General features: G+C 66.9%; 18 protein-coding genes. 5 read left to right on the forward strand and 13 right to left on the reverse strand.

Going from position 1 to position 16,126, the window contains the following annotated elements:
* Positions 1-297: 297 nt before the first annotated feature.
* From prmC to U0023_RS10275, 5 genes are all read right to left on the reverse strand, one after another.
* Entirely contained in the window at positions 298-1,146 is an 849-nt protein-coding gene (prmC, locus tag U0023_RS10255; RefSeq protein WP_009493300.1) for a peptide chain release factor N(5)-glutamine methyltransferase, read from the reverse strand.
* Positions 1,143-1,556: a FosX/FosE/FosI family fosfomycin resistance hydrolase gene (fosX, locus tag U0023_RS10260; RefSeq protein ID WP_009493299.1), complete on the reverse strand. Its 414-nt coding sequence runs from the start codon at positions 1,554-1,556 to the stop codon at positions 1,143-1,145. Before fosX ends, prmC begins: the two co-directional genes overlap by 4 nt.
* Positions 1,553-2,641, reverse strand: a complete 1,089-nt coding sequence (gene prfA / locus U0023_RS10265; protein WP_009493298.1) for a peptide chain release factor 1 — start codon at positions 2,639-2,641, stop codon at positions 1,553-1,555. The genes fosX and prfA overlap by 4 nt, the downstream gene beginning before the upstream one ends.
* Complete coding sequence (ptsP, locus tag U0023_RS10270; protein ID WP_009493297.1) at positions 2,641-4,908, reverse strand: phosphoenolpyruvate--protein phosphotransferase; 2,268 nt, start codon at positions 4,906-4,908, stop codon at positions 2,641-2,643. The genes prfA and ptsP overlap by 1 nt, the downstream gene beginning before the upstream one ends.
* A gap of 88 nt (positions 4,909-4,996) precedes the next feature.
* Complete coding sequence (locus U0023_RS10275; RefSeq protein ID WP_009493296.1) at positions 4,997-6,235, reverse strand: aspartate kinase; 1,239 nt, start codon at positions 6,233-6,235, stop codon at positions 4,997-4,999.
* Between the two features lie 269 nt (positions 6,236-6,504).
* Here U0023_RS10275 and ubiG point away from each other — a divergent pair, with 269 nt between their 5' ends.
* A complete protein-coding gene (ubiG, locus tag U0023_RS10280; protein WP_009493295.1) occupies positions 6,505-7,233 on the forward strand; it encodes a bifunctional 2-polyprenyl-6-hydroxyphenol methylase/3-demethylubiquinol 3-O-methyltransferase UbiG in 729 nt (242 codons plus the stop codon).
* Here the strand turns inward: ubiG and nhaA are convergent.
* Complete coding sequence (gene nhaA, locus U0023_RS10285; RefSeq protein WP_009493294.1) at positions 7,202-8,422, reverse strand: Na+/H+ antiporter NhaA; 1,221 nt, start codon at positions 8,420-8,422, stop codon at positions 7,202-7,204. The genes ubiG and nhaA overlap by 32 nt on opposite strands.
* A 99-nt stretch (positions 8,423-8,521) precedes the next feature.
* Complete coding sequence (locus U0023_RS10290; protein WP_009493293.1) at positions 8,522-9,427, reverse strand: LysR family transcriptional regulator; 906 nt, start codon at positions 9,425-9,427, stop codon at positions 8,522-8,524.
* A gap of 98 nt (positions 9,428-9,525) precedes the next feature.
* On the opposite strand from U0023_RS10290, the gene U0023_RS10295 reads away from it, so the two are divergent.
* The gene (locus U0023_RS10295; RefSeq protein ID WP_009493292.1) at positions 9,526-10,716 is read left to right on the forward strand and encodes an MFS transporter; all 1,191 of its coding nucleotides are present in this window, start codon (positions 9,526-9,528) and stop codon (positions 10,714-10,716) included.
* 9 nt (positions 10,717-10,725) lie between these two features.
* On the opposite strand, the gene U0023_RS10300 is transcribed toward U0023_RS10295, so the two are convergent.
* Together U0023_RS10300 and U0023_RS10305 are read right to left on the reverse strand one after the other, a co-directional pair.
* Complete coding sequence (locus tag U0023_RS10300; RefSeq protein ID WP_009493291.1) at positions 10,726-11,259, reverse strand: metallophosphoesterase family protein; 534 nt, start codon at positions 11,257-11,259, stop codon at positions 10,726-10,728.
* A 72-nt stretch (positions 11,260-11,331) separates the two neighbouring features.
* Entirely contained in the window at positions 11,332-11,787 is a 456-nt protein-coding gene (locus U0023_RS10305; RefSeq protein WP_009493290.1) for an SRPBCC domain-containing protein, read from the reverse strand.
* 45 nt (positions 11,788-11,832) lie between these two features.
* Between U0023_RS10305 and U0023_RS10310 the strand changes: the two genes are divergently transcribed.
* On the forward strand, positions 11,833-12,165 hold the full coding sequence (locus U0023_RS10310; protein WP_009493289.1) for an ArsR/SmtB family transcription factor: 333 nt from the start codon (positions 11,833-11,835) through the stop codon (positions 12,163-12,165).
* Here the strand turns inward: U0023_RS10310 and U0023_RS10315 are convergent.
* The 4 genes from U0023_RS10315 to U0023_RS10330 are packed head-to-tail and all read right to left on the reverse strand — an operon-like array spanning position 12,162 to position 14,622.
* The gene (locus U0023_RS10315; protein ID WP_009493288.1) at positions 12,162-12,608 is read right to left on the reverse strand and encodes a DUF1178 family protein; all 447 of its coding nucleotides are present in this window, start codon (positions 12,606-12,608) and stop codon (positions 12,162-12,164) included. The genes U0023_RS10310 and U0023_RS10315 overlap by 4 nt on opposite strands.
* Positions 12,609-12,651: 43 nt before the next feature.
* Positions 12,652-13,515, reverse strand: coding sequence for a carbon-nitrogen hydrolase family protein (locus U0023_RS10320; RefSeq protein ID WP_009493287.1), 864 nt, complete (start codon positions 13,513-13,515; stop codon positions 12,652-12,654).
* Between the two features lie 15 nt (positions 13,516-13,530).
* Positions 13,531-13,788 carry a glutaredoxin 3 gene (gene grxC, locus U0023_RS10325; RefSeq protein ID WP_009493286.1) on the reverse strand — a complete coding sequence of 86 codons (258 nt, stop codon included), beginning with the start codon at positions 13,786-13,788 and terminating at the stop codon, positions 13,531-13,533.
* A 51-nt stretch (positions 13,789-13,839) separates the two neighbouring features.
* On the reverse strand, positions 13,840-14,622 hold the full coding sequence (locus U0023_RS10330; RefSeq protein WP_009493285.1) for a ComF family protein: 783 nt from the start codon (positions 14,620-14,622) through the stop codon (positions 13,840-13,842).
* Positions 14,623-14,723: 101 nt separating this feature from the next.
* On the opposite strand from U0023_RS10330, the gene U0023_RS10335 reads away from it, so the two are divergent.
* Positions 14,724-15,608 (forward strand): methyltransferase domain-containing protein, encoded by an 885-nt coding sequence (locus tag U0023_RS10335; protein WP_009493284.1) that lies wholly within the window; start codon positions 14,724-14,726, stop codon positions 15,606-15,608.
* 78 nt (positions 15,609-15,686) lie between these two features.
* Positions 15,687-16,052: a DUF427 domain-containing protein gene (locus U0023_RS10340; protein WP_009493283.1), complete on the forward strand. Its 366-nt coding sequence runs from the start codon at positions 15,687-15,689 to the stop codon at positions 16,050-16,052.
* Positions 16,053-16,126: the final 74 nt, after the last annotated feature.

Below are 16,126 nucleotides of genomic sequence, written 5' to 3' on the forward strand. Positions count from 1 at the left end.
AACGGGCTCAACGCCCACCGTTCGCGTGGCAACCGTCTGACATTCAGCCATAGCCCTGCAAGGCTTCCGGCCATCCTTCAGTGTCGGGTTCAGGTGATCGCGCCAGGCTGTTTCTGTTTCAAAAGCCCCTGCCTGCGCGATTGATATCGTTTGGTCTTCCGGCATGTCCCCGGGGGACTGCCGATTTGTTTAGACCGAGGACGATCTCTAGACCCGAATCTAGCGGGTTCCTCTCGGTCCAACAAGGGGTAATTCCGACTTTATCCCGCCCTGGGACACAAAAGACGCATCCGTTCATCACGATCGCTTCATGGCGATACAGCGGGGGTTCCCTGATAGATCGGGGGCGATCCGCAGGATTTCAAGGCCGCGAGCCTCCGCCAGAGCGGTTAAATCCTCGGCTTGGTCGTAGCCGATCTCGAACACGATCAGGCCGCCGGGCACGAGCAGCCGCCCGGCTTCCAGCAAGAGGACCCGGTAGGGCTCCAGGCCGTCCGGGCCTCCGTCGAGGGCGAGCCTCGGATCGTGCTCCCGCACCTCCTCGTCGAGGCTCGGGATCACCCCGGAGGCGATGTAGGGCGGGTTCGAGACGATCAGGTCGAAGGACCCCGAAACCCCGTCGGCCCAGCGCGAGAGGGCGAAACGGCTGCGGCTGCCGACTCCGTTGTCGGTTGCATTGATGCGGGCGGTCCTGAGGGCCCCGAGGGACAGGTCGACCCCCAGGCCCGTAGCATTGGGCAGCTCGTGGAGGAGCGCCACCAGGATGCAGCCCGAACCGGTGCCGAAATCCACGATCCTGAGGGGCGCCTGCCGGTCCGGGATCAGGTCGAGCGCGGTCTCGACCACGGTTTCCGTGTCGGGCCGGGGCACCAGGGTCTCGGGAGAGAGGCGGAAGGGCAGGCCCCAGAACTCCCGTGTTCCGACGATCCGGGCGACCGGCTCATGGGCGAGGCGGCGCCGGGTGAATCCCGCGAGGGTCTCGGCCTCGGCCGCCGACAGGGGGCTGTCCGGCCGGGTGATCAGCTCCGTGGCCGAAATCCCCAGCGCCGAAAGAAGGAGAAGGCGGGCATCGAGCGCCGCGGTCTCGAACCCGGCCTCGGTCAGGGCCTGGCGCAGGTTCTTCAGAGCGTCCGAGCGGGTCTTCAAGGCGTCGGACCCCGGCGGTAGCGTTCGAGCCGCTCCTCCAGTGTGCCGGTATGCAGCTCGAACAGGTGGTTGTCATCGTCGTAGAAATACAGCGAATGGCCCTCGCCCTCGACCCGTGGGCGGGATTCGCGGATCTCCAGCCCCAGCGCCTCGATCCGGGTCCGGTAGTCCTCGACGGCAGAGGCCGGGATCTTGAAGGCGATGTGGTTGTATGTCCGGGACGGGAGACTCTCGCCTTCCATGACGGCGATCCAGAGACCGCCCACATCGAAGAACTTTTCCCGCGACAGGGAGAAAGTCTCGTTACCGGAGGCGTAGATTTCCAGGCCTCCCAGCGCTCCTTCGATGATGACGGTCATGCGATCGAGGTCGCGGGTGATGAGCGTGATGTGGCTGAGGCCCTCGATCATGCCGCCTGGTCCTGGGCGGCGAGCTGGGCGGCCTGGTGCTCGGTGATGAGCGCGTCGATCAGCTCGTCCAGGGCGTTGCCGCTGATCACCTCTTCCAGCTTGTAGAGGGTCAGGTTGATCCGGTGGTCGGTCACGCGGCCCTGCGGGAAGTTGTAGGTGCGGATGCGCTCGGAGCGGTCGCCGGAACCGACCTGGGCCTTGCGGTCGGCCGCACGCGCCGCGTCCTTGGCGGTGCGCTCGGCGTCGTAGAGGCGGGCGCGCAGCAGCGCCATGGCGCGGGCGCGGTTCTTGTGCTGGGAGCGCTCGTCCTGGACGAACACCACCGTGCCGGTCGGGATGTGGGTGATGCGGATCGCCGATTCGGTCTTGTTCACGTGCTGGCCGCCGGCGCCTTGCGCCCGCATGGTATCGATCTTCAGGTCCGCGTCGTTGAGCACCACGTCCACGTCCTCGGCCTCCGGCAGCACGGCCACGGTCGCCGCGGAGGTGTGGATCCGGCCTTGGGTTTCCGTGTCCGGCACGCGCTGGACCCGGTGGACGCCGCTCTCGAACTTGAGCCTTGCGAAGACCCCGCGCCCCTTGATCTCGGCCACCACTTCCTTGTAGCCGCCGGCCGTGCCCTCGCTCTCGGACACGATCTCGACCTTCCAGCCCTTCAGGTCGGCGTAGCGGGTGTACATGCGCAGCAGGTCGCCGGCGAAGAGGGCGGCCTCGTCGCCGCCGGTGCCGGCGCGGATTTCCAGGATGGCGCTCTTCTCGTCCGCCTCGTCCTTGGGGAGCAGCATGATGCGCAGGTCCTGCGCGGCTCTCTCCAGATCCTCGCGGGCCTGAGGCAGCTCGTCCTCGGCGAGCGAGCGCATCTCGGCGTCGGTCGAAGCGTCGTCGATGAGGGCCTGGAGGCCGTTCAGGTTGTCCTCCATGGCCCGGTAGGCGCGGATGGCGGACACGACGCCGTCGAGCTCGGCGAGCTCGCGGGAGAGGGCGACGAAGGTTTCGGGATCTGGGCCTGCATTGAGCGTCGCCGTGATGATGTCATGGCGGGCAAGAATGGCGTTCAGGCGGTCGGAGGGAGGCGCAATCGACATCAGACCGGGATACCACGGGTTTCCGCAAAATGGGCGAGCTTGGGACGCAGCGTTTCGCCGCCCCCGGCGTTCTTCAGCTCCTCACGGATCAGGGTGCTGAGTTCCGCGACGTTCATTTCCAGCAGCATGGCCTTGACCGGACCGATGGAGGCCGGGGACATGGAGAGCGAGCGGAAGCCGAGGCCGATCAGCGCCATCGCCTCGAGGGGCCGTCCGCCGATCTCGCCGCAGACGGTGGCGACGCAGCCGGCCGCCTGGGCCTGCTCGGCCACCATGTTGAGGGCGCGCAGCATGGGCGCGCTCAAGGGGTCGAAGCGGTCCGCCACGCGCCGGTTCTCCCGGTCGATGGCGAAGAAGAACTGCATCAGGTCGTTGGTGCCGAGCGAAATGAAATCGGCGCTCTGGCAGATTTCCTCGAGCTGGAACAGGAGGGAGGGCACCTCCAGCATGAGGCCGAGCTTCAGGTCCGAGGGCAGCGGATGGCCGTGATTGGCGAGATGCGCCTTCTCGCGCTCGACGATCTGCTTGGCGCGCTCGAACTCGTCGCAGGTCGCCACCATGGGGAACATGATCTTGAGCGGGCGCCCGGCCGCGGCCTTGAGGAGGGCACGCACCTGGGCGCGCAGAAGGCCCGGACGGTCGAGGCCGATGCGGATCGCCCGCCAGCCGAGCGCCGGGTTCTCCTCCTCGACGGATTGCATGTAGGGCAGGACCTTGTCGCCGCCGATGTCGAGGGTGCGGAAGGTGACGGGGCGGCCGCCCGCCTCGGCGAAGACGGTGCTGTAGAGCGCCTGCTGCTCGGACGCCGAGGGCATCCGCTCGGCGATCATGAACTGCAGCTCGGTGCGGAACAGGCCGACGCCCGCCGCCCCGGTCTCGTCCAGATGCGGCAGGTCGACCACGAGGCCGGCATTGATCTGCAGGGTGACCTCGACCCCGTCCTTGGTGACGGAGGGCACGTCACGCAGCTTGAGGTATTGCTCCTGCCGGCGGGCGCGCAGGCGCGCCTTCTCGGCATAGGCGGCCTCCACGTCGGGATTGGGCCTGATCTGCACGTCGCCGGCCGCGCCGTCGACGATGATGGCGTCGCCCTGCTCCGTCAGGGAGGTGGCGTTCGACACCTCGCCCACGGCGGGAATGCCGAGGGCGCGGGCCACGATGGCGATGTGGCTCGTGGGCCCGCCCTCTTCGAGCACGAGGCCTCGCAGGCGCGAGCGGTCGTAGTCGAGGAGCGCCGCCGGGCCCATGGACCGGGCCACCAGGATGGCGTTCTCGGGCAGGTGCTTGCGCTCGACCACCAGGTCGCGTCCGACGAGGCGGTGCAGCAGGCGGTTGGCGAGGTCGTCGAGATCGTGCAGGCGCTCGCGCAGATAGGGGTCGGTCTGGCGCAGCATTCGGGCCCGGTTGTCGGACTGCACCCGCTCGACGGCGGCTTCCGCCGTCAGGCCGGAGGTCACGGCCTCGCGCATGCGCCGGAGCCAGCCCTGATCGTGGGCGAACATGCGGAAGGTCTCCAGGACCTCCCGGTGCTCCCCGTGATGGGCCACGTCGCCGCGCTCGATCAGCTCGTCGATGGACAGGCGCACCTCGGCGATGGCCGAATCGAGCCGCTGGAGCTCCGCCTCGATGTTCTCGGCGATGAGGTTCTTGACGACCACGCGGGGCTCGTGGAGCACCACATGGCCGAGGCCCACGCCGTCGGCGAGCGCGACGCCCTTCTGGTAGACGGGGCGGCGGAGCGCGATGCCCGTGTCCACGGGCGCCAGGGCCTGCAGCTCGCCGGTGGCGAGCATCTCGGCCACCACCATGGCGGTGGTCTGGAGCGCCTCGACCTCTTCCTCGGTATAGACCCGGTAGGTGCGGTTCTGGACGACCAGGACGCCCAGGGTATTGCCGGCGCGCAGCAGCGGCACGCCCAGGAAGGCGTGGTAGATCTCTTCGCCCGTCTCGGGCTTGTAGGAGAAGGACGGGTGGCTTTGCGCGTCCGAGAGCGCCAGGGGCTCGGCCGTGGAGGCGATGAGACCCACCAGGCCCTCGCCCGAGCGCATGATCGTGAGGTGGACGGCCTCCCGGTTGAGGCCCTCGGTGGCGAACAGTTCGAGCACGCCGTCGCCGCGCATCACGTAGACGGAGCACACCTCCGCCACCATGTTGGCGGCGATCTGGGTGACGATCTTGTCAAGGCGGTCCTGCGCCCCGACCGGCTCCGCCATGATCTCGCGGAGGCGGCGCAGCAGAAGGCGCGGACCGCCGGGAGCACTTGGCATGAGCTACAGTTCCCGTCCTTCGTGAGCCGGCGAAGCGAACCGGCGGCTACATACTATAAATGTCGCAGCCCGACGGTTCCTTCGTCAATCAGGCTTGATCAAGGCCGTATAGCGAGTGGAGCGTGCGCACCGCAAGCTCCGTATAGGCCGATTCGATCAGGACTGAGAATTTGATCTCGGACGTGGTGATCGCCCGGATGTTGATGCCCTTGTCGGCCAAGGCCTTGAAGGCCCGCGCGGCGACGCCCGCATGGCTGCGCATGCCGACCCCGATGGCCGAGACCTTGACCACGTCGGTCGCTCCCTGGAGCTCCTTGAAGGCGATTTCGTCCCGGTGGGAGTTGAGGATCGCGCAGGCCCGCTCGTAATCGGCGGTGGGCACCGTGAAGGTCAGGTCCGTGGTGGCGGCGTTGTCGGACACGACCTGGATGATCATGTCCACGTTGATGTTGGCGTCGGCCAGGGGCACGAAGATCGAAGCGGCGATGCCCGGCTTGTCCGCAATGTCCCGCAGCGTGATCTGGGCTTCGTCGCGCGAATAGGCGATGCCCGTGACAACCTGCTGTTCCATGATGTCTTCCTCGTCGCAGATGAGGGTGCCGAGCTTGGGATCGGCGGGATCGTCGAAGCTGGAGCGCACATAAGTGGGCACGCGGTGCATCATGGCGAGCTCCACCGAGCGCACCTGGAGCACCTTGGCCCCCAGCGAGGCCATTTCCAGCATTTCCTCGTAGGATACCTTGTCCAGGCGCCGGGCCTTGGGCACGATGCGCGGATCGGTGGTGTAGACGCCGTCCACGTCCGTGTAGATGTCGCAGCGCTCGGCCTGGATGGCGGCCGCCAGCGCCACGGCGCTGGTGTCCGATCCGCCGCGGCCCAGGGTGGTCACGCGGCCCGTGGGCTGATGCACGCCCTGGAAGCCGGACACGACGGCCACTTCCTTCGCATCCGCGAAGCCCTTGATGATCCCGGTGCCGTCGATGGCGGCGATTCGCGCCGAGCCATGGGCGTCGGAGGTCATGATCGGGATCTGCCAGCCCTGCCACGAGCGGGCCTTCAGACCCATCTCCTGCAGGGCGATGGCGAGCAGACCCGAGGTCACCTGCTCGCCCGAGGCGACGACCACGTCGTATTCCTTCGAATCGTAGAAGGCGTGGGCCTCTTTCACCCAGCCGACGAGCTCGTTGGTCTTGCCCGCCATCGCGGACACGACGACGGCGACGTCATAGCCGGCCTCGACCTCGCGTTTGACATGCCGCGCCACATTGCGGATGCGCTCTACGGTGGCGACGGATGTTCCGCCGAACTTCATGACAAGACGGGGCATGGACGAAGAAGGCCGTGGTGAGATTGGAGAGATTCAGCCCCTTCGCGCCGCGAAAAGGCGCGTATACATGACGGTAGGGACTCTCGCTGTCAACGCGCAGTTTTGCCCTCAGGTCGTCCCCGGTCTTGTGCCGGTGTTCCCGATGTGAGAAGCGCAAGGCTCTTCGAAGCGGGATGGCCGGGACACGCCCGGCCATGACGTGAAGGTCTCACCCGGTCGAGCCACCCTTAATCCTCCCTGCATGGGAGAGAATCTCCGCGGAGGATCTCATGACCACCATCGACCCGGCCGAGGTCGCCCGCTTCGAGAAGATCGCCGAGACCTGGTGGGACCCGAAGGGGCCCATGAAGGTCCTGCACAAGTTCAACCCGGTGCGGCTGGCCTATATCCGGGACGAGGCCTGCCGCCGGTTCGGGCGCGATCCGCGCTCGGCCCGCTCCCTGGACGGGATCACGATCCTGGACGTGGGCTGCGGCGGCGGCGTGCTGTCGGAGCCGCTGGCGCGGCTCGGCGCCAGGGTGACCGGGCTCGATCCGGCGCCTACCAATATCTCGGTGGCACGGCTCCATGCGGAGCGGGCCGGCCTCCCGGTCGATTACCGCAACGAGACCGTCGAGGAGGTGGTCGCCCGCGGCGAGACCTTCGACATGGTGCTGGCCATGGAGGTGGTGGAGCATGTGGCGGACCGGCAGGCTTTCGTGAACGCCTGCGCGCAAGGGGTGAAGCCCGGCGGGTGCCTCGTCATGGCGACCATCAACCGGACCCTGCGCTCCTTCGCGTCCGCCATCGTGGGCGCCGAGTACATCCTCGGCTGGCTGCCCAAGGGCACCCACGAATGGGACAAGTTCGTCACCCCGGACGAGCTGACCGACGCCATCCGGGCGGCGGGCTTTGCCGTCAACGACCTCATGGGCGTGGCCTACAACCCGCTGCGGGACAGCTGGTCCCTGTCCCACGATACGGCCGTCAATTACATGCTGCTGGCCGCGAGGGCTTGAGGGGCTGTTCCCGGGGCGCGACGCTGAGCACGAGGTAGCCGGCGAGCGCCGACAGGGCGGATCCCATGAGCACGCCGACCTTGGTCGCGTTCATCAGGTTCTCCTGGCCCGGGAAGGCGAGGGCGCCGATGAACAGGCTCATGGTGAAGCCGATGCCGCAAAGCAGGGCGACGCCGTAGCATTGAAGACGCGTCGCGCCTGCGGGCACATCGGCGAAGCCGAGATGGATGGCCGCGTGGGAAAAGGCATAGACGCCGACCTGCTTGCCGATGAACAGGCCCAGGGCAATGCCCAGCGGCAGGGGGTCCATGAGGTAGCCGAACGACAGGCCTGAGAGCGGCACGCCCGCATTGGCGAAGCCGAAGATCGGGATGATCGCATAAGCGACCGAGGGCTGGATGGCATGCTCCAGCCGATGCAGGGGCGAATCCTCGGCCCTGGTCTTCTTCGGTGCGGCATGAAGCGGGATCGTGAGGGCAAGCGCCACGCCCGCGAGGGTCGCGTGGATGCCGGATTGAAGCACGAAGAACCACAGGATCGCCCCGACGGCCAGATAGGGCAGGAGCGCCGTCACGTTGAAGCGGTTGAAGGCGACGAGCACGAGAAGGCAGAGGGCGGCGGCACCGAGCATCGCGAGCGAGAGGTCGCTCGTGTAGAAGAGCGCGATGATGATGATCGCCCCGAGATCGTCCAGGATGGCGAGCGCCGTCAGGAAGATCGTGAGGGATTTCGGCACCCTCGGGCCGAGGATCGCCAGCACGCCGAGCGCAAAGGCGATGTCGGTGGCGGTCGGGATCGCCCAGCCGTGACGCAGCTGCGGCTCGTTCGACGTGATGATGAGATAAATCAGGGCCGGCACCACCATGCCGCCGAGGGCCGCGATGCCGGGCAGGATCCGGCGCGGCCAGGTGGAGAGCTGCCCGTCCAGCATCTCGCGCTTGATCTCGAGGCCTACCAGCAGGAAGAACACGGCCATGAGGGCGTCGTTGATCCAGTGCAGGACGCTCAGGCCCAGGATGTAGGATTTCAGGACACCGAAATAGATGTCCGCCAGGGGCGAGTTGGCGACCGCCAGGGCGATCACCGTCACGCCCATGAGGATCATGCCGCCGGAGGCTTCGCTGTCGAAGAACCGGCGCATCAACGAGATGCGTCGCGTGGGCCTCAAATCGCTTTTCGGCAGATCCATTCCTGTCTCCCGTTCGAACGCAACCCGTCATAGGCGGAAATGTTCGCGGGAAAAGTCGGAAACGGCATTCTCCCATCACAAAACCAGGAGCAACTCTGCTCAACTGAGCCGGGCGTTCTCGACGAGGTAGTCGAGGAAGGCGCGGACCCGGGCGGGCAGGTGGCCGCCGCCCACATAGACGGCATGGACGCTCTCCGTGTCGCCGGGATTGTAGGCCTCCAGCACGGGGACGAGCCGCCCGGCTGCGATGTCGGGCGCCACATGGAGCACCGAGAGGCGGCTGATGCCGAGGCCGGCGAGCACGAGAAGCCGCATGGACTCGCCGTCGCTCACCTGGGCATTGCCGGTCGGCACGACGGCGCTCACATGACCGTTCCCGTCCTGGAACGGCCAGCCGTTGCTCTGACGGGCGAAGCTGAAGCCGAGAAGGTTGTGGCGGGCGAGGTCCTCAGGGCTTTGCGGCATGCCGCGCCGGTCCAGGTAGGAGGGAGCCGCCACCAGCATCATCCGGCTCTCGCCGAGCTTGCGCGCCACGAGCTGGGAGGATTTCAGCGGCCCGACGCGGATCGCCACGTCGGCCCGGTCCTCGATCAGGTCGACCACCGTGTCCGTCAACGTGATCTCGACCGTGACCTCGGGATGCCGCTCGAGAAAATCCGGCAGCAGGGGGATCAGGCGGTGCGTGCCGAACGGGACGCTCGTATTGACCCGCAGGCGGCCGCGCGGCGCGGCTCCCGCCGCGGCGCTGCGCTCGGCCTCGTCGAGATCCGCCAGGATGCTCACCGCCCGATCGTAGTAGGCGGCGCCCTCCGGCGTCAGCTGGAGCTTGCGGGTCGAGCGGTTGACGAGGCGGGCGCCCAGGCGCGCCTCCAGCCGGGCCATGAGCTTGCTTACGGCCGAAGGCGTCATCCGGAGAGCCCGGGCGGCGGCGGAAAACCCGCCGAGATCCACGGCCCGGACGAAGACCTCCATCTCGCCGGACCGGTTGATGTCCATTCGGGCCATTGTGACTTCAATTCATAAATTCTGTTCCCGATGGCAGGCTAGTTCATAAGCGACAGGGCGTCCATCTTGCGGCCGGTGTTCGTCAAAGGACCTCTCCCATGCCTCTTGCCCTCTACGCCCTGACGGCCGGTGCCTTCGGCATCGGCGTCACGGAATTCGTCATCATGGGCCTGCTTCTCCAGGTGAGCGCCGATCTCGGCGTCTCGATCTCGGCCGCGGGCCTGCTCATTTCCGGCTATGCCCTCGGCGTCGTGGTCGGGGCGCCGCTGCTCACCACCCTGACGGGACGCTGGTCGCGCAAGACCGTGCTTCTCGCCCTCATGATCGTCTTCACCCTCGGCAATCTCGCCTGCGCGGTCGCGCCGGACTACGCGACGCTCATGGCCGCCCGGGTCCTGACGGCCTTCGCGCACGGCACCTTCTTCGGCGTCGGCTCCGTCGTGGCGACGAGCCTCGTGCCCGCGGACAAGAGGGCCTCGGCCATCGCGGTCATGTTCACGGGCCTCACGGTCGCCAACATCCTCGGCGTCCCGTTCGGCACCTGGCTCGGCCAGGCCTATGGCTGGCGCGCGACCTTCTGGGCCGTGACCTTCGTCGGCCTCGCGGCGCTGGCGGTCATCGCGCTTTTCGTCCCCAAGGGCCGCCACGAGAAGGCCGAGGGCGGCAGCCTTCGCGACGAGCTGAAGGTGCTCTCCCGCCGGCCCGTGCTGCTCGGGCTCCTCACCACGGTGCTCGGCTATGCGGGCGTGTTCGCGGTCTTCACCTATATCGCGCCAATCCTGACCGAGATCACCGGCTTCTCGGAGGCCGCCGTCTCGCCGATCCTGCTCGTCTTCGGCGGCGGCTTGGTGCTGGGCAACCTCCTCGGCGGCCGGCTCGCCGACCGGCACCTCATGGCGACCCTGCTCGGGTCCCTCGGGGTCCTGGCCCTGGTCCTCGCCGCGATGACCTTAGGGATTCACGACAAGGCCACGGCCATCGTGTTCGTGGGCCTGCTCGGCGCCGCCGCCTTCGCGACCGTGCCGCCGCTGCAGATGTGGGTTCTGGAAAAGGCCGACGGTGCCGGCCAGAGCCTGGCCTCCAGCCTCAACATCGCAGCCTTCAACCTCGGCAACGCGCTCGGCGCCTGGCTCGGGGGCTTCGTGATCGATCACGGATTGGGCCTGGGCTCTGTCCCGTGGGTCGCCGCCCTGCTGCCGGCCTCGGGCCTCCTCCTGGCGCTCTGGAGCCGCAGGCTCGATCGCGCCGGCAGTCCGATGAATTGGAAGCCGGTGAAGGCTCCTGTCTGATCGTGCCTATCAGTCGGATACCATGTCGGCACTGGCCTTCCGGCGTCTCGTCCGGGAGGCCAGAATCGTCTCGAGCGTGACCGGGCGATAATCGAACGCATCCACGCCCACGTCGTATTGCCGTGTCTGCGGCTTCAGCTTGGCGTGCGAATGGCCGTGCAGGTCGATCCAGCCGCGGCCCATGTTCTTCCAGGTGCGGAAGGCATAGTGGCACATCACCAGGGCATGGCCTTCCAGCATGAGTTCCGCATAGGCCTGAACGCTCGCCCAGCCTTGCGCCGCAAGGGTTGCCGAGCCGTCATTGTTGCCGGTGATCAGGTGCTTGCGGCCGTTGAGAATCCCAAGCAGTTCGTCGATCCGCTCCGGCTTCACGTGCAGGGCGAAATCGCCCAGGTGCCAGACCTCGTCCTCCGGCGAGACCACCTCGTTCCAGTTGGCGATGAGGGCGTCGTCGTGGGCGGCGATCGTCTTGAATGGACGCTTGTCGATCCGCAGGACCCGGGGGTCGCCGAAATGCGTGTCGCTGGTGAAGAAAACCGTCAAGAGAAGCCCGTCTCGATCATCGTCTCGGATGAGACATAAGCCCAGAACCCCGGGCTCGTTCCGGTCAGGCTCCTACTTGAACATGCCTTCCCGCAGGTTGATGCCGTATTCCTTGTAGGCCTTGAGAGCGCAGAGCATCTGCATCCAGCCCTGGCAATTGCCATAGGACGCCTTCAGGCCGTCTTTCGTTTCGCGCCAGCCTTCCTCGGAAATCGAAACCAGGGTCCGCCCGTCGTCGAGCGGCTCGAAGGTCATCGTCACGGTGGTTCTGTAGCTGGCCATCGAGTCGCCCTCATTGGCCTCCCATTGAAGGACGATCCGCCTTTCCGGCACCACCTCGACGACCCAGACCGGGAAGGCTCCCGGAAAGTCGTGGAAATCCCACGAGACGGTCGCGCCGGTTTCGAGGCGGCCCTTGGCCCCGCCGGTCGTGAAGTAGCGCGACAGCTCGTCCGGATTGGCGACCGCCTCGAACACCTCGGCCACCGGCTTCGCAATCCTTGCAGACACCTTGAACGTCAGATCCATGGCGCTCTCCTTGAAGGTTCGGCCATCATGTTATAAAAACATAACATGTCAAGCGACGAGGACAACGACCGGATCTTCAAGGCCCTGTCGGCCGCGACCCGCCGCGACATTCTCGATGCGTTGAAGGACAAGCCCCAGACCACGGGCGAGTTGTGCGCCCGGTTCCCGGCGCTCGACCGCTGCACCGTGATGCAGCACCTGAAGGTCCTGGAGGGAGCGGATCTCGTGATCGTCAGGCGCGAGGGGCGGGAACGCTGGAACCATCTCAACCCGCTCCCGATCAAGCAGATCTACGACCGCTGGATCGGCGCCTATGCGGGCCGTGCCGTGGAAATGCTCGACCGCCTGAAGTCGGATCTCGAAAGCAAAGGAAACTAGTTCCGGTCGTCCGGCACGGCGGGCAGGGGCAGCACGTCGATGCCTTCCTCGAGCAGGGCCCGCGCCTCGGCCAGATCCGCCTCGCCGTAGATCGAGCGCTCTTCCGCCTCGCCGTAATGCATCTTGCGCGCTTCCTCGACGAAGCCTTTGCCGACATTCTCGGAGTTCTTCATCACATGCTCGCGCAGGGCCCGCAACGCGGCGCGCATCCCTCGCTCGCGCTCCGACAGGACGGCGACGGGCTGCGGCTCCGGCGCCGGCACCTTCGGGGTCTTGTCCGTCCGCGCCACGGACGGGGCCATGATCTGCTTCTCGACCTTGGCCGAGTTGCAGTAAGGGCAGGTCACGAAGCCGCGCTTGCGCTGCGTCTCGAACGCCTCACTCGACGGGAACCAACTCTCGAACTCATGGGCCTGCTCGCAGGCCAAGGCATACTTGATCATGTCCTGTGGAGATTTAAGGATTGAAGCGCGGAATGGGAAGGGATCAGGCGCTGGCCGCCCGATCCGTCTCGATGAAGGGGACGACCTCGACCTTGAAGGGCCGGGCGTTCTTGAGGGTCGGGATACGGCCGCGCACATCGGCCACGAGGGCGGTGTCGATCTCGGCCAGGAAGACGCCGGGTTCCGTTCCGCCTTCCGCCAGCACCCGGCCCCAGGGATCGATGATGACTGAGTGCCCGAAGGTCTCGCGGCCGTCCTCGTGCAGGCCGCCCTGCGCGGCGGAGATCATGAAGGAGCCGGTCTCGATCGCTCGTGCCCGGTGCAGGACGTGCCAATGGGCTTCGCCGGTCTGCTTGGTGAAGGCCGCCGGGGCCGAGAGGAACGAGGCGCCGTTCTCGGCCAGCGCCTTGTAGAGGGCGGCGAAGCGCACGTCGTAGCAGATGGTCATGCCGAGATAGCCCCAGGGGGTCTCGGCCGCCACAGCCGAGGCTCCGCCCGTATAGGTGGCCGATTCGCGCCAGCTCTCGCCGTTCGGCAGGTCCACGTCGTAGAGGTGGATCTTGTCGTAGGAGGCGATGATGTCGCCGTCCTGGCCGATCAGGAAGGCGCGGTTGGCGACCTTGTCGCCTTCTTTCACGGCGATCGAGCCGATCTGAACGACGACGCCCTTCTCCCGCGCCACCTCGCGCAGGGCCGCCAGCACGGGGTCCTGCGCCTCCGGCCCCACCTTGTCGAACAGCTCCGCCCGGTCCCGGCAGACGAGGGAGGTCATCTCCGGCGTCTGGGCGAAATGCGCGCCCTGGGAAGCGGCCTCGCGAACGAGCGCGACCGCATCGTCGCGGTTCTTTAGAACGTCGCGTCCGGAGCGCATCTGGACGCAGGCGGCGGTGAAGCGAGTCGAGGTCATGAAGTCTGGTCTCCGTCAGGCCTGCAATAAAGGCTCAAGCTGGCCCCTGTCATCAAGAGCATACAGATCATCGCAGCCGCCGACATGCTTTTCGCCGATGAAGATCTGCGGGACGGTCGATCGGCCGTTCGCCTTCTGCATCATCTCGGCGCGGGCTTCCGGCTTCTTCTCGATGTCGATCTCGGTGAAGGCGGCGCCTTTCTCGGTGAGGAGCTTCTTGGCGGCCGAGCAATAGGGGCACCAGCTCTTCGTGTAGATCGTGATGGACGGCATGGGGGACAATTCTCCTTGGATGGCGAGGATATAGGAAGCCTTGGGCTATCTTCACAACTCCTGGACAACTCGGGCGAAGGCCAGAATATCCACGGCGGTCGCGCCGCCGCGCAGGAGTGCCCGCGAGGCCGCATTGGCCGTGGACCCGGTGGTCAGCACGTCGTCGATCAGGAGCACCCGCTTGCCCTTGAGCCTGGCCCGGGCGTCCAGGGGCACACGGAAAGCGCCCTGGAGATTTTCCTGCCTCTGCGCCTTGGTGAGCCCCACTTGGCGGCGGGTGTGCTTGACGCGGGCGAGCAGGAACGGGTCGCAGGCGACGCAGCTCTCCACCGAGACGATCCTGGCGAGAGCCATGGCCTGATTGAACCGTCGCCGCCAAAGCCGCCAGCGATGCAGCGGCACCGGCACGATCACATCCGCTTCGGCGAGAAGCTCGGCGCCGGCCCGGGCCATCATGCCGCCGAGCGCCCGGGCGAGTTCCAGGCGGTCGTTGTATTTCAGCCGGTGGACGAGCAGGCTCGCCGTGCCGTCATACTCCGCCACCGCCCGGGCGCGCTGAAAGACCGGCGGGTCCGCAATGGCGGCCGGCGAGAGAAGCGGCTGGCCGAGATCGACCGTAAAGGGCGTCCCCAGCCGCTCGCAGAAGGGACGCTCGATGAACCGGATCTGCGACCAGCAGGCCGCGCACAGGGCATGGGGCTCACCCGTGGCCGCCTGGCAGGCGATGCAGGTCGGCGGATAGATCAGGCCGAGGGCCGATCGCCATGCCGCGCGCGCTCCCGCACGGAAGCGGGCGCTCGGCGGGATCGGTTCGACTTCGGCAGGCTCGCTCATGAGCGAAGCTTAGCGGAAGGCTGCCGCCTTGGCATCTCCGTCGCTGAGACGGATAAAAAATCCTTGGTTCTTGGACTCGCACACGCCATATCGAGCGCCTCATGACCACGCCCCTCGTTTTCGACCGTCCCCTCGTCCGCCGCCGCCTGACCCGCGCGCTCGACCAAGGCTATGCCGATTTCCTTCTGGTCCGCGCCGTCGAGGATCTGGAGGAGCGGCTGTCCACGGTGCTGCGGAGCTTCGATCTCGCGCTCGATGTGGGTACGCCGACGCCGATCGCCGCCGAGGCCCTGCGCCGAAGCGGGCACGTCGGGACCGTCATCCGACTGGCCCCGGTGCCGGAGCGTGGGAGCGTGGTCGGAGACGAAGAGCGCCTGCCGTTCTCGGGCGAGCGCTTCGATCTCGCGGTGTCGCTCCTGGCCCTGCACGGCGTCAACGACCTGCCCGGATCCCTCATCCAGATCCGCCGGGCGCTGAAGGCCGACGGCCTCTTCATCGGCGCGCTCCTGGGCGGTTCGACCCTGACGGAGCTGCGTCAGTCCCTGACCCAGGCCGAAGCGGAGGTCGAGGGCGGCGTGAGCCCTCGCGTGGCGCCGTTCGCCGACCTACGCGACATCGGCGGCCTGCTGCAGCGCGCAGGCTTTGCCCTCCCGGTCACCGATACGGATGTGGTCCGGGTGCGCTATGCCAATGCCTTCGCGCTCATGCGGGACCTGCGCCGGATGGGGCTGACCAACGCCCTGCTCGACCGCCGGAGGACGCCTCTGCGGCGCGCGACCCTGATGCGGGCGGCCGAGATCTATGCGGAGCGCTTCGGCGACGCGGACGGCCGCATCCCGGCAACCTTCGAGATCGTCTGGCTCTCCGGCTGGACCCCGCATGAAAGCCAGCAGAAGCCTCTGCGTCCCGGCTCCGCCAAGGCGCGATTGGCCGATGCTTTGGGCGTGAAGGAGGGAGACCCCGCGCCCCGGCCCGACAAGACGTGATTCTCATCCCGTCTTGGGCCGCAACCGGGTTGCCCTATCTTCTCACTTGAGAAGACTTCTCTGGAAAGCGGTGACCCCATGAAAGAGCCCGGCCCGGATCATCCGATCACGATTACGAAGAACCCGCACCGCATCCGGGTCATGCTCGGCGGCTTCATCGTCGCCGAGACGACGAAGGGCCTAACCCTCCGAGAGGCCACTCTTCCGCCGGTGCATTACATCCCCCGCGAGGATGTGCGGATGGATCTGCTTGATTCCACCGAGCACAGGACCCATTGCCCCTACAAGGGCGACGCCTCGTATTTCACCGTGAACGGCGGCGGGCTTGTGCGCGAGAACGCGGCATGGAGCTACGAGGAGCCTGCCCCCGCCGTCGCGGCCATCAAGGAGCACTTGGCGTTCTATCCGGAGAAGGTCGACGCCATCGAGGAATTCCAGGATTAGCCCCTCGTTCTAATGGCTGAAGCGCAGGCGGGTTGCTGGCCCCTTCGGCTCGCGGCACTCTGGGCGCAGAGGAA

It is taken from the genome of Microvirga lotononidis (assembly GCF_034627025.1).
GTDB lineage: Bacteria > Pseudomonadota > Alphaproteobacteria > Rhizobiales > Beijerinckiaceae > Microvirga > Microvirga lotononidis.

Coding starts and splice junctions, on each gene's coding strand:
- U0023_RS10330 (WP_009493285.1), bottom strand. CDS start 14,622: ATGAGCGAGCCTGCCGAAGTCGAACCGATCCCGCCGAGCGCCCGCTTC.
- prfA (WP_009493298.1), bottom strand. CDS start 2,641: ATGTCGATTGCGCCTCCCTCCGACCGCCTGAACGCCATTCTTGCCCGC.
- ubiG (WP_009493295.1), top strand. CDS start 6,505: ATGACCACCATCGACCCGGCCGAGGTCGCCCGCTTCGAGAAGATCGCC.
- nhaA (WP_009493294.1), bottom strand. CDS start 8,422: ATGGATCTGCCGAAAAGCGATTTGAGGCCCACGCGACGCATCTCGTTG.
- grxC (WP_009493286.1), bottom strand. CDS start 13,788: ATGCCGTCCATCACGATCTACACGAAGAGCTGGTGCCCCTATTGCTCG.
- fosX (WP_009493299.1), bottom strand. CDS start 1,556: ATGATCGAGGGCCTCAGCCACATCACGCTCATCACCCGCGACCTCGAT.
- U0023_RS10290 (WP_009493293.1), bottom strand. CDS start 9,427: ATGGCCCGAATGGACATCAACCGGTCCGGCGAGATGGAGGTCTTCGTC.
- U0023_RS10305 (WP_009493290.1), bottom strand. CDS start 11,787: ATGGATCTGACGTTCAAGGTGTCTGCAAGGATTGCGAAGCCGGTGGCC.
- U0023_RS10320 (WP_009493287.1), bottom strand. CDS start 13,515: ATGACCTCGACTCGCTTCACCGCCGCCTGCGTCCAGATGCGCTCCGGA.
- U0023_RS10335 (WP_009493284.1), top strand. CDS start 14,724: ATGACCACGCCCCTCGTTTTCGACCGTCCCCTCGTCCGCCGCCGCCTG.
- U0023_RS10275 (WP_009493296.1), bottom strand. CDS start 6,235: ATGCCCCGTCTTGTCATGAAGTTCGGCGGAACATCCGTCGCCACCGTA.
- U0023_RS10340 (WP_009493283.1), top strand. CDS start 15,687: ATGAAAGAGCCCGGCCCGGATCATCCGATCACGATTACGAAGAACCCG.
- U0023_RS10295 (WP_009493292.1), top strand. CDS start 9,526: ATGCCTCTTGCCCTCTACGCCCTGACGGCCGGTGCCTTCGGCATCGGC.
- U0023_RS10315 (WP_009493288.1), bottom strand. CDS start 12,608: ATGATCAAGTATGCCTTGGCCTGCGAGCAGGCCCATGAGTTCGAGAGT.
- ptsP (WP_009493297.1), bottom strand. CDS start 4,908: ATGCCAAGTGCTCCCGGCGGTCCGCGCCTTCTGCTGCGCCGCCTCCGC.
- U0023_RS10310 (WP_009493289.1), top strand. CDS start 11,833: ATGTCAAGCGACGAGGACAACGACCGGATCTTCAAGGCCCTGTCGGCC.